Origin of the sequence: uncultured Campylobacter sp. (assembly GCF_937997595.1) — a bacterium.
Taxonomy (GTDB): Bacteria; Campylobacterota; Campylobacteria; order Campylobacterales; family Campylobacteraceae; genus Campylobacter_B.
In genome coordinates this window covers 1-13,057 of the sequence record NZ_CALKTS010000366.1, presented here as the reverse complement: position 1 = coordinate 13,057, position 13,057 = coordinate 1, and the positions used below count along the sequence as shown (strand labels likewise).

The window sequence follows — 13,057 nt, the reverse complement described above, 5'->3', positions numbered from 1 at the left end:
CCGGTCCCGGGAACGGTTGTCTGAACACCAAGTATTCAGGAATTCCAAGTTCCAGCCCGGATTTTCTGACCTCATCTTTGAAAAGGTCTCTGAGCGGCTCGATGATTTCCTTGAAGTCCACGTGATCCGGCAAGCCGCCTACGTTGTGATGGCTTTTGATCGTCTTGCTTGAGCCTGCGACGGAGCTTTCGATGATGTCGGTATAGAGCGTACCCTGGGCTAGAAATTTTACGTTTTTGTGTTTTGCCGCTTCTTTGCTGAAAACTTCAATGAAGGTCGCGCCGATGATTTTGCGTTTTTGCTCCGGATCGACCACCCCTTTTAACCTGCTTAAAAATAGCTCGCTAGCATCGATTACGTCTAAGCTCACGCCGAGTTTTAGTCTAAACATCTCCTCTACCGCCTTGCGCTCGCCAGTGCGGAGCAGGCCGTTATCGACGAAAACCGCTATCAGGCTCTGCGGCACCGCATGCGCCAAAAGCGCCGCTACGACCGAGCTATCCACGCCACCGCTTACCGCGCAAAGTACTTTGGCGCTGCCTACGCGCTCTTTTATTTTGATCATCTGCTCTTTGGCGAAGCTACCCATATTCCAAGTGCTGGTTATTCCACAGATCTCTTTAGCGAAATTTTTTAAAATTCTATCGCCAAACTCGCTGTGACAAACCTCGGGGTGAAATTGCAGCGCGTAAATTTTACGGGTCTCGTCGCCGAATACGCACCACTCACTTTCATCCGAGCTTGCCATCACCTCAAAGCCCTCCGGCAGGCTCTCGACCTTGTCCGAGTGGCTCATCCATACGGTCGAGTTATCCCCCACGCCGTCGAAAAGCCTACTGGCACGAAGCAGTTTCAAAGAGGCTTTGCCATACTCTTTTTTACCCGCAGGCACGACGCTGGCGCCAAATTTATGCGCGATGAGCTGCATGCCGTAGCAGATACCTAAAATCGGAATTCCAAGCTCAAAAATTCTATCGTCGCAAAAATACGCATCCTTGGCGTAAACGCTAGCGGGTCCGCCGCTTAAAATAAGACCTTTAGGGTTTTTGGCTTTTATCTTATCGATCGGCGCGTCGTATGCGATCAGCTCGGTGTAAACGCCTTGTTCGCGCAAGCGCCTAGCGATCAGCTGGGTGTATTGAGAGCCGAAGTCCAGCACTAAAATGTCTGCCGTTTGCATGAAATTCCTTTGTAAAAATTTTTAAAAGTATAACAAAGCAAAGCTAAAAGTAGGCTATTTATCACGTAAAATTCTAACGCCACCTCTATCGCCGCTCGTGCTATTAGCGTCCGTATTTTGGGCGGTAGCGCTAGGGCTCTGCTCGTCTTCTGAATAAAAAGGCGGCGCTTTGTATCCGCAGCCGCTAAGCAAAACTAAGATAAAAAATGCTAAAATCCGTCTATGGAAAATGCAAGAGAAATAATCGCTCATATCAGAAAAGATCCTTTATATGCCAAGATGCGAGAAAGAGGCGAGTTTTTAGCGATTTTGCCGCTCAGTTGGCAAAGGCTGATCGCCTTCATCTACGTCAAAGATGGCATTTTGATGATAGCCGCGAAGCACCCGGCTGGGCTTTGCGAACTAAAACGCGATAGTAATATAAATTTAATAAAAGACGTATTAAAGCGCTTCGTAGCCGCTAGAGAGACGGCGGAGCTTTGCGGTGTGCGAGAGATAAAATTTTTCGTAGCAGATAGAGTGATGAATAAAAGACGCGCGCAAGCCTTTAAAATGAGTATGCGCCGAAGCAGCGAAATTTTCTCGCCCGAGCGCTCTAACGGAGGATTCAAAAACAAAATCCAAGATCCGCAAATTTATAAAATTTTTGAAGAGATAAGAGGGCTGATCCTTGCTAATAGAGGAGATTAAGAGCCTGCCTGCCGCACCGGGCGTGTATCAATACTTCGATGCCGCGGGCAAGCTGCTATACGTCGGCAAGGCAAAAATTTTAAAAAATCGCGTCAAAAGCTACTTTTCTTTCACGCCCGCCCTCGCGCCGAGTCCGCGCTTAAGCGCGCGCATCGCCAAGATGATAAGCGAGGCGGCGCATTTAGAATACATCGTAACGCCCAGCGAGAGCGACGCGCTGATACTGGAAAATTCCTTCATCAAGCAGCTTAAGCCCAAATACAACATCCTGCTGCGCGACGATAAGACCTACCCGTATATCTACGTAAATTTAGACGACGATTTCCCGCGCTTTGAGATCACGCGAAAGATCATAAAGGGCAGAAACATCAGATATTTTGGCCCCTATTTTCACGGCGCGAAGGAAATTTTACAGACGCTTTACATGCAGTTTCCGCTCGTGCAGAAGAAAAATTGCGTCAAGGGCAAAAAGGCCTGTTTGTTCCACCAGATCGGGCGCTGCGCCGCTCCGTGCGAGGATAAAATTTCAAAGCAGGATTACGCCCGTATCGTGCAGAGCGCGCTTGCAGCTCTGAAAAATCCGCAAAAGATGGTGCCGCAGCTTCAGGAGCGGATGGCACGGCTCGCGCAGAGCGAAAATTTCGAAGAAGCCGCGCAGATCCGCGATACGATCGAAATTTTAAAGCAGATGAACGTAAAGGTGGAGGTCGATCTGGCAAAACTCGATGATTTCGAGGTCTTTGCGATTGCTGCACGCGACGGGCTCGTCTGCGCCGTGCATTTTAGCATACGCGAGGGTAAAATTTCAGCCTCAAGCTCGCATATAATCAACTGCAAAGCCCCAAGCGCCGATGATATCGCAAACGCCTACAAGCAGATGATCTTAAGCGCCTTTCCTGCCGCGGCTCCCGTGGCATGCGCTAAAATTTACGTTTACGACGAGTTTGACGATGCGGATCTGGTATGCGAAATTTTATCCAAGCGGCATGAAAGAGCCTTTAAAATTTACGCGCCAAAAATCGGCGAGAAGCGTAAAATTTGCGAGATTGCATATCAAAACTGCGAGATCAATATCAAAAAGCATCTAAAAACGCACGATTACGCATTTTTGCAGGAGCTGAAGGATTATTTTAATCTTACGAATTTGCCCGTAAATATCGAAGTTTTCGACAATTCACATATGTTCGGCGCCGCGGCCGTGGGAGCTATGATAAGCTTTCAAGACGGCGAATTTAATAAGCAAAACTACCGCCACAAGCACCTTAGCTCAAATAACGACTACGATCAGATGCGCGAGTATCTAACTAGCCGCGCGCTGAAATTTGACGAGCTCGCCGCGCCCGATCTGTGGCTCATCGACGGCGGAACGGCTCTGCTAAACTTGGCGGAGGAAATAATCTGTAGCGTCGGAGCAAACGTCGATATAATCGCTATCTCAAAAGAAAAGATCGACGCCAAAGCCCACCGCGCAAAGGGAGCTGCGAAAGATAAAATTTGCACGAAGGGCGGGATTTTTTCGCTGCCTACGGACGATAAGAAACTTCAGTTTTTTCAGCGTCTGCGCGATGAAGCGCACCGCTTTGCGATCTCATTTCACCAAAAGAGCAAACGCAAACTCGATCTGCAAAGCTCAAAGCTGCTAAGCTTGGGCGTTAGCAAGGGAAGCCTGAAGAAGCTTTTGGACTTTTACGGCGATTTTGAGAGCATTTATGCGGCGAGCTTCGATGAGATCAGATCGCTTACGAATATCCAAACCGCCGAAAAAATTTTAAACAATCATTAACGAAAACCTAACGCAAAAAGCTATATTTAAAGATTTGTTTAGTAAAATCACCCATTAACTTTGCAGGACGGCTAAATCGTCTCCGCCTAGCGTGACGGAAGCGACTTCGTTTCTCCGGTTGAATAAAATTTAACGTCGCGTAAGCTGCGCTTTGAAGGATTTTGTATGAATTTAAATACTACAAGTGCTTTGAGACTTGTTAGCGGTATCCCGTTACTTTTGATTTTCGCGTTTGCATCATATTTCTTGTTTATCTCTTTGCAGGATTACGCCAGAGTGGGAATTTTGCAGCAGCAAATTGCTAAAAATAGTAATCTCGCGGCGTTAGTAGAGCAGGTAGATAAAGAGCGCGGTATCACTTCGGCGTTTTTGGGTAGCGAGGGAAACCCCGGTATGGGAACCCTTCTATCGGGCCAACGCAAAAAAACCGACGATGCGCTTGCAAAGTATAAAGAAAGCAAAAATATCAGTGAAAACGTCATAAAAAAGACTATTTTTGATATTTTCGCTTACGGCACCGGTAATGACGAGCTTTTGGCTGCCGAGACCGATATAGACGGTTTATTAGACAAACTTCCGCAGGTAAGAAGGGATGTCGATGCTCAAAGCAAAAGCTTCGGTGAGCTTTTCAGCTCATATTTTCAAAAATTCGATGATGATGTAAAAACAATCCAACGAGTGCTAAGAGAGGGTCTTGTAAGCTCAAATATTACCGTTTGGACGGTTTCGTTGCTTAATACTTATGAGGCGATGGATGCCACCGCATCGGAGCGTGACTATATTATCGAATACATTATCGGTAGCAAGGCGATGAATCAGGCGCAGCTAAGGACTTGGGCTAGCTTCAACCTATCTAGTTCGCTCCCTAATTACTACTTCTTGCCGGAATCTGATGCTAGAGCCGCGATTTTAAAGATTCTAGACGGAGAGGAATTTCAAAACGCATTAAGAGAAACTGCTAAAATTTCAGCCACATTACAGCAAGAAGCGGACGAGGGACATTATAGCGTGCCTTTTCAAGAGTGGTTTGCCTCTACTACACTTAAATATAAAAAACTAAGCGAAATTTCTGAAAAGATCAATGCTGAGCTTGCGACGCATGCCGATACTTACCTAGCGCAAAGGCTAAGAAACCTATTTATCGCTCTTGGTATATGGGTTTTAGCGGCTATTTTGGTCGTTTTTGCCTTGGGTATTACAAGACGTTTAAGACAGAACGTTACCGACCTCGGCAACGTGCTTAGCCGAATCGGCGATTTGACGAATCAGCACGAGCATATCGACGTTAGGACCAGTGAGGGCGTTAACAAGGCATATTCGCTTATCGAGGATGCGCTCGATCTGATTGCGTATCAAAAGGGCGCTGCGGAGGATGCCAACAAGGCAAAATCGATCTTTTTAGCTAATATGTCTCACGAGATCAGGACGCCGCTTAACGGCATCATCGGCTTTACGGAGCTTCTTAAAAATACCGATCTGGATGAAGAGAAGCGCGATTACGTTGATACCATCGAAAAATCGTCCGAAAACCTTCTAACGATCATTAATAACATTTTGGATGTCTCTAAGATCGAGAGCAATAAGGTCGAGCTTGAGGATATCTTATTTAATCCTATCCAAGATTTCGAAAGCGCGGTTGAAATTTACGTAGCCAAGGCTGCTGAAAAGAATATCGACATCCTGCTCTACATCGATCCTACACTCGTGCACCACCTATACGGAGATATTACGAAGATCAAAGAGGTTCTTATCAACCTCATGTCAAATGCTGTCAAATTTACGCCTGAGCACGGCACTATCGTAGTTGAAATTTTAAGAGAGCCTAGCAAAGCTCCAGGAGAGGCGATCGTAACGTTTAGTGTCGAGGATACCGGTATAGGAATTTCTGAAGACAAGCTCGCAAATGTATTTAATGCCTTCTCTCAGGCCGACTCTACGATCACACGCAAATATGGCGGAACAGGTCTTGGACTTACGATTTCGTCTAAATACGTAGCGATGATGGGCGGCAAGCTTCAGGTCAAATCTACCGTAGGAAAGGGTACTAGATTTTACTTCACCCTTGCTTTTAAAGAGACTCAAAAGACTGATGCGGACGCAGTATTTGAAAGCATCAAAGGATTAAATTTCGCGCTTTTAGCCGATAGCGCCGATACGATGTATAATGATATCGTTAAAAACTATATCAGCAAGCTAGGCGGTAAAATTTCGATATTTAATACGAACGCTCAGTTCCGCTCAGCGCAAAATAATAACAAATATGACGCGCTTATCACTAGATTTAAGAATTACGGCGAGGTTAGCGATATATTGAGTATGCCTACGATCTTGACTCTTAAGCCAAAAGAGCTTCAAAGTATTAGTATTTCAAATTCTAAAATTTTTACCCTCACAGAGCCTTTTAACTTAACTAAATTCGTTAAGACGCTAGATAAAATTTCAAAATCCGGAATTGCTCTAAGTAGATCGGATTTTGCTCCACAGACGCATGAGATTAAGCTGGATGCCGAGGTAGAAAAGCCTATCGTCGCTGATGAAATGATTATGGAAGAACCGGTAGTAAAAGAAAGACCTATCATCAATAAGCTTGATGAATTACGACATGCTACTACTTCGTCAGCAGACGAGCTACGCGCTATCTTGCAAAGCAGAAGGCGTACGCATGATGCCGAGGCTCATTCTGCGCATAAAGAGGAGGCTGTTAGTAAGCCTAGTATTGCTCAAGAACTCAAAAAAGAAGCTCCTAAGGTGGAAGAGCCGGTCATTAAGCCTATAGATATCGAGCCTATGAACGATATTAAGATTGAAAAGACAGAGCCTGAATCACCAAAGATCGATATTGATATTCCTGAAATAGTAATTCCGCACACAGAAAAGCCAAAGGTAGAGCCTTCAAGCACAAAGGATGCCCAGGCCGATATCGATGAGCCTATATCTTTGGAAATTCCTGATGATTTTGTGGGGCTCAAAACACATGCGACGCAAACCCAAGCTCCTAAAGCCGAAACTCCTAGCATTGATCTTTCCGATATCGAAATAGAGCTTCCTAAGATTAAGAAAGAGGAAGAAGAAGTAAAGGCTGAGCCTGCGAAAGTAGAAATTCCAAAGGCTAAGGTTGAGACGCCTAAGGCTGAGATTGAAATTCCTGATATAGATATTGATCTTTCGGATATCAAACCGAGCGCCAAGGTGCAAGAGCCTGCCAAAAAGGTTGAAATTCCAAGCATAGAAGAAGAAATTCCGGTAGCCATTAAAACCGAGCCTGAAATTCCTATCGCTAAAGCTTCGAAGCCTGATACTTCAAGTGTTTCTGCTCATGAAGATGAAATTTCAAATGTTAAACTTTCAGAACCTGAAAGTATAGCTGAAAAGATAATTGAACCAGAACCTATCGCTGTTGAGCCAGAGCCGGTAGCAATTGAGCCTGAACTAAAGCCTATCGAGCCAAAACTTGAAGAGGTTAAACAGGGACCTTCAAATATCGAGCCTGAACCGGTAACGCCAGTAGTAGAACCGGCAGCTCAAAATATTCCTGCCGAAGAGCCAAGTATTGAGCCGGAGTCGGTGTCTATTCCAAAGACAGAGCCTGCTACTCAAAACGTCCATGTCGAAGAGCCCGAGATTGAGCCTGTTAGCGTAAAAGTCGAACCGGTAGTTATCCCGCAGCCTGAGGAAGAGGAGATGGTCGAGGTGCCCGTCACCGTATACGAAGACGAGCAACAGGAAGAAACTATTATGGTCGAAGAGGATGTCGAAGTCGAAGAAGAGGTTGAAGTGCCGGTAGAGCGAAATCCTGCCGATGAAAATGTACCTTTGGTCAATAGAAAATATAACGCCAAAATCCTTATTGCGGAGGATAATGAGATCAATCAAAAGCTTATGAAGCATACGTTAAATAGCTTTAATATGAATTTGACGATAGTCGAAAACGGACTTTTGGCGCTAGAAGCCAGAAAAGCCAATAACGACTATGATCTCATATTTATGGATATTTCGATGCCTGTTATGGACGGTATCGAATCTACAAAACAGATCAAGCAATACGAGCACGAGAATAATCTCCGCCACATCCCGATCGTGGCTGTTACTGCCAATGCGCTAAAGGGCGATAGAGAGAAATTTATGGCGGCGGGGCTTGACGAATACTGCACCAAGCCGATCAAAAAGGATATCTTAGCCCAAATGCTAGATAATTTTATCGGTGATAAACGATCTGATGCAGCGCCTGCCGGTGGAACTACAAAGAAGCTGGTTAAAAAGCTTGTCAAACGCCAGGTACCTAAGACGGTCATTAAAACTGTCAAAGTGCCAAAGACGATAATGAAGCTAGTTCCTAAAAAAAGTATAGTTTCCGATGACGTAGTGAAAGCTAAGGGTGTGCGCGTGCCGACAAAAGATATACTTATATGTAAGGCAAACATTATGGAAAGTAAAATTTTTGCTAGCATATTAAAACACCAGTATAAAGACGTAGAAATTGCGGGCAATTTCGACCAGCTTATTTCTATGGCGGCTACGGGCAGCTATAAGCTTGTTTTGATTGATAAAAAGCTAGCAGGGCTAGACTTAGCGGCGTTAGAGAGCTTACGCCGAAAAGCGCCTGCGACTAAGCTAGTTCTGTTTTCTAACGACAACGATGAAAATCCACTATTTAGCGAAGTCGCTAGTTACAATATTACCAAGTCGGGTCTTGAGAAACTCGCACAAAAATATATATAAGGATGAGGTCTTAAATGAGAGATTTGAAAGTTTTAACGGTTGATGACGACGCTATAAATTTAAAGCTACTTGAAGTTATGCTAAAAAAATACGGCAAATTCCAAACCATACTCCAAGCCAAAAACGGCTTGGACGCCCTTGCCGTACTCGAAGTTCAGCCCGTTGATTTGATTTTATTAGATATCGTAATGCCTGTGATGAATGGGCTGGAATTTTTAGATAATCTTCACGCTAGAGAAAGTATAGCTCATATCCCCGTCATCGTCCTTACGACGGACGAGACCGCTAAACGAGAGGCTTTAAATAAAGGTGCTTATGACTTTATGACAAAGCCCATCAATGACAAAGATCTTCACAAAAAACTAGACGACGTTATGAATATTATCGGCGATTAAATTGCCGATTTCTGTCCTCGTAGCTCAGTAGGATAGAGCGCAAAATTCCTAATTTTGAGGCCACAGGTTCGAATCCTGTCGGGGACACCATCTATCAAATTTTCCCCCTATTTTTAGTTTTTTGATTTTTTTGAAGGCCCTGTTTTACGGCTTTTTCAAATTTTTTCAAAAAAATTTCAAATGCTAAAAACGCTAGATTATACAGGTAGTTTAAGAGAAACTACTATATATTAAAAAATGTATAGTAGCTCTTAAGCTTGTTAAACTCTTTGGAAACTTTTATAATTTGTCCTATGAAACTATATGAAATTTTAAAGGACAAGCAATTATGAAAGTTTTTTCTAAAATTAAAGACGATCCGTCTTTTAAAACAGATCCCGATAAAGTGATCAGAAATTTCTCCCTGCCTTATCACAAAAATACTATGGTAGAAATGATAGATGAGCATATAGCAGTTAGATTTTACCGCTCATTTACTAAAAAGGGAGAGCAAACAATCCATAGGCACTATCACTACTCAATAGGCGGCAAGCTGATTAAGTCTTTAGGCAACGCAGATGAGATAAGCCTAAGCAAAGCCAAAGAAACTCTTAAAGGTTTAATGATAGATAATTCTGCCAAGCTGATCCCTGCTAAAAATACTTTGGCAAGCGTTTATAGACAGTTTCGCAGACATAACGGCAATGTTGCATTAGCAACCTCTAAAAGACGAGATATGAGCTTTAAAGCTTTAAAGGATATTTGTGACAAAGATATAAACAAGATAAGCAAAAAGGATATTATGCCGATACTGGATTATTATTACGATAATGAGAAGTACGCTTCCTTGGAAATTTTATTCAAACTTATTAAAAGACTATTCCGATATGCTCGTATAAGAGATATTTCTAAAAATCCATTATTTGCAGAAGAGGTGTTTAAGGACTTTTATAATATACCTCGCCATAGCGAATACCCATATATAAAAGATGACTTGGATTTAACCGTACTTATTAAATTTATTATGAACTATCCTCACCAAATAGGAGTTAAGAATGCTTTGATCTTTGGACTGCTTACGGGGCTAAGAAGCTCAAATGTAAGAAATTTAACCCATGAGCATTTAAAAATAGGTGATGATGGAGAATACTACTTACTATTTCCACAAGATGAGAATAAGGTAAAAAGCAATGGGGATGAACATCTGGGGCTTCCTAGAGAAGTAGGGCAATGGCTGCAAAGGTTACACGCTCATAATAGTAGCTGCTTGCTATGCTTTGCCAATACACAAGGAGAGGTACTAAGCGATATGACTCTAGTTAAAGCGCTTAAAACCTATGCTCCCGTAATAGCTAAGAATAGATTGGTTTTTCACTCTTTTAGAAAGATACTAGAAACCTTTGCATATGAAAAAATCCATGAGAACAAGCTGGATCCTTATAGCATTGAACGTACCCTTTTTCATGCACAAAGAGAGATGCAAAAGATTTATAACAAAGCTACGAATATTGAGAATACGCGTAGGGTTCTAACATGGTGGCTAGGTTATTTAAAGGGGTTGGGGTTTAAATTTTAAGAAGGTAAAGGCAAGCTAAAGAGATGGTTTCTTGTGAAGTTTTATGCAGTTTAATTGCAGAGTTTTATTCTAAACCTATTGAGAAGCTTACGCGCTCCATGAACGCCATAATCCATAAATGCTATAATGCCATAGGTAGCTTAAATTTTATCTTTAAGTATAGAATTGAGCCTTAAATCACATTCCTACTATGGATAGCGTCCTTGAGTCTATATACCTATGTACTTTAGAAATTTCCGGATAAGCGGAAAGACGGTGAGATAGGGAGTTGAAACAAAACCTACCACAGTTTGTCATTCTACAGCTTACCGTAATTGGCGTATGAGCCGCCTTATCCTCTTAAAAAAGCACTTACTTTCCCTCCCTTCTCGTATATTACTTCATCACTACTCCTAAGCGCTCGCCCTCATTTTTAAGTGCATTGCCTCCTTTTTAGCGCTCGCCTTCTTTCTTTTGATACTGAAGGTAAGTGCTTGCGAGGATAGGGCCGCGATAGATTATATAAATTCTGAAGCATTCCCATTCTTTTTTAGCCTTATGCTTTTTACTAGGAATTTCTTGCATATTGCATATTAGCTTTCATATCTTTTAATGCTCGGTTTACCAGGTTGCCTCATTGCCTTTAGACCCAAGTTTATTAAAATAACCTCCGTCTTTTAAAAACAACTCACACCATTTTTTTCTTTTCTAGCTATATTGTTTTCATAAGGTATTTTTTAAAATATCCTTATAACGCTTTTACTAAGGAGAAAGAATGTTTTATATATTAAAAAGCTTCTTGGCTTTTTGAAGTAGCCTTTAAAGTTTATATATTACGGTTTTTCGATGGGTTACGTTATCGGTAATGTTTTATTGATAAGCCTAAGCGTTTATCAAGCATTCTTAATCTTTAGTTCCCCGCTGGCGGTTTGGGGTAATAAGAAAAATCGCAGAGGTGCGTTATAGCTTCGCACATTAATCTAAAAAGCTTCTGTTTTAACTAAATTCTAAAGATGTAACGTCTTTTTGCCCCTAGAGTTTTTTCCCTAGATAGCCTTCTTCTTCGTTTTATTTATTGCCTAAGTGCATTAAATCTGAAAAGGGGACTATCTGAAAAGCCGCGTGGAGGTAGCGCCTCCGTTAAAGGTTACGGGGCTGTCTCGCTCGTCGCTAGCGGAGCATTTGCTCGTCTGCTACCGCCGTTGCGATTATTCCTTGTAGGGGTGTTATTTTTTAGATGGAATTTTCTATATCTAGTGGATAGGATAGACTTTTATCCATTGGAAGGATTATGGATCTATGGCTCATAGTCTTATCGATAGCCATTTATCTATTGTAGGGATATGCTTGCAATATCATAGGTAGTGTAGATTTATCATCGAATCAGCCTTTTATCGTTGTAGAAATATTTTACCATACATAAGCAGCGTAAATTTCACCGCAGAATCAGCATTTTATCCATTGCAGGGATATTTTCTTATAAAAGTCTTTCTAGTTAAATTTTAAACTCGTCTCTTTTATTCCTTTTAGGAGCATTCTTTGCTAAAGCATTACTCTTACAAGCAGATAGAGTGACCTCCATCTATACTCTTTATAGATATTTTATGTAAAACCCCGCTTTAAGTATACGCAGCCTTACCTTTAATAGGAATTTGAGCATTGACAGGGGTATCAAAGATATTTAGGATATTTAAATCATCTAAGCATCATTAAGCATTAAAAAAGACTTTTAAATGTCGAAAGCATCTATCTATCCACCCTCTCTTTAATCAAACCAAGTGCCTATAACGAGCAATAGCAAGATCAAAGCGGATACAACCACAGCTTTTAATCAAACCTAAGTAATGCCTATCCCGTGATCAAACCAATCCACCTATACTATAACCCAACCAAATAATGCCTAGTTATCTCTACTCTGGAATGTCCCATATCTATAGATACCTGAGCTAAAGCTTTTATATGGCTCATACCCTCTTTGCGTAACTCCTCATATCTTTCTTGAGCAAAGTTATATCTAAGTCCATGGGTTCCTCTTTTGTCCGCTCCTGCTGCTTTTAGATCTTTTACGTAAGTATCCTTTGGGGCATAGTATCCTGCTTCTTTGGCAAGCTTTAGCTGCCTTATGGTTTTATCGCTTAGCCTTTTAGTACTGTAGCATAAGCCGTTCTTACTACCTAGTATGGTTATGCTATTATCATCATCGTTGATTTCCCATTTGCTTGAGTTAATGGCATCATCTAGTCTTAGTCCTGCTTCTAATTGTAGCTTAGCGGATATATAATACAGTGAGCTTAATTGCATATTGCTTATGATTTTATATGGATTTTCATAGGCTCTGTTATAATGCCTTTTACGAAGGTTCATACCCTTTTTCTTAAGCTCTTTGCGGATGTCCGTAATATCTTTTCCCGATACGTTTAGCCCTAGCTTACTGCAATTATCAAAGCTCTTAGCCAATGCCGATATGTAGGTATTAAGCGTTCCGCCGCTTATTTCATTTGCTTTTAGCAGTAGCCACTCTCTTGCACTACCGGCATTAATGTTTTGCATTATTTTTTGACCGTGCCTAGCTTTAAGAAATTCTATATATTGAGTAGTTACCGCTCTTAAGTTTTGAATGCTTTTAATGCTATGAGCGTATACGCTCTTTGTATGACCGTTTTGTCCTTTAAGCTTACTATTGCGCCTTACGTTACTTTTTGATATTCCGATACCGTTTGCTTGCTTCATAATCTGAGAGATAATAGCCTTAGCGT

General features: G+C 42.0%; 7 protein-coding genes and 1 tRNA gene. 6 read left to right on the top strand and 2 right to left on the bottom strand.

The genetic code is table 11. From position 1 onward, the window contains the following. Window positions 1-1,180: glutamine-hydrolyzing GMP synthase (gene guaA / locus Q0614_RS12460; protein ID WP_298789083.1), on the bottom strand; the 1,180-nt coding region annotated here is incomplete at its 3' end. Window positions 1,181-1,402: 222 nt separating this feature from the next. Between guaA and Q0614_RS12455 the strand changes: the two genes are divergently transcribed. The 6 genes from Q0614_RS12455 to Q0614_RS12430 all read left to right on the top strand — a co-directional run bounded on the left by Q0614_RS12455 (window position 1,403) and on the right by Q0614_RS12430 (window position 10,322). Continuing rightward, complete coding sequence (locus Q0614_RS12455; RefSeq protein ID WP_298789081.1) at window positions 1,403-1,870, top strand: hypothetical protein; 468 nt, start codon at window positions 1,403-1,405, stop codon at window positions 1,868-1,870. Continuing rightward, entirely contained in the window at window positions 1,851-3,653 is a 1,803-nt protein-coding gene (uvrC, locus tag Q0614_RS12450) for an excinuclease ABC subunit UvrC (protein ID WP_298789079.1), read from the top strand. The genes Q0614_RS12455 and uvrC overlap by 20 nt, the downstream gene beginning before the upstream one ends. Before the next feature lie 165 nt (window positions 3,654-3,818). Then, complete coding sequence (locus tag Q0614_RS12445; RefSeq protein ID WP_298789077.1) at window positions 3,819-8,372, top strand: ATP-binding protein; 4,554 nt, start codon at window positions 3,819-3,821, stop codon at window positions 8,370-8,372. Between the two features lie 14 nt (window positions 8,373-8,386). Continuing rightward, a complete protein-coding gene (locus Q0614_RS12440) occupies window positions 8,387-8,767 on the top strand; it encodes a response regulator (protein WP_005869488.1) in 381 nt (126 codons plus the stop codon). Window positions 8,768-8,780: 13 nt separating this feature from the next. Beyond that, window positions 8,781-8,857 (top strand) — tRNA-Arg (locus tag Q0614_RS12435). Window positions 8,858-9,095: 238 nt separating this feature from the next. Beyond that, complete coding sequence (locus Q0614_RS12430; protein WP_298789076.1) at window positions 9,096-10,322, top strand: tyrosine-type recombinase/integrase; 1,227 nt, start codon at window positions 9,096-9,098, stop codon at window positions 10,320-10,322. A 1,857-nt stretch (window positions 10,323-12,179) separates the two neighbouring features. Here Q0614_RS12430 and Q0614_RS12425 read toward each other — a convergent pair. Continuing rightward, window positions 12,180-13,057, bottom strand: an 878-nt coding sequence (locus tag Q0614_RS12425) for a hypothetical protein (protein ID WP_298789074.1), incomplete at its 5' end; no start/stop codon positions are given.

Coding starts and splice junctions, on each gene's coding strand:
- Q0614_RS12455 (WP_298789081.1), top strand. CDS start 1,403: ATGGAAAATGCAAGAGAAATAATCGCTCATATCAGAAAAGATCCTTTA.
- Q0614_RS12445 (WP_298789077.1), top strand. CDS start 3,819: ATGAATTTAAATACTACAAGTGCTTTGAGACTTGTTAGCGGTATCCCG.
- Q0614_RS12440 (WP_005869488.1), top strand. CDS start 8,387: ATGAGAGATTTGAAAGTTTTAACGGTTGATGACGACGCTATAAATTTA.
- Q0614_RS12430 (WP_298789076.1), top strand. CDS start 9,096: ATGAAAGTTTTTTCTAAAATTAAAGACGATCCGTCTTTTAAAACAGAT.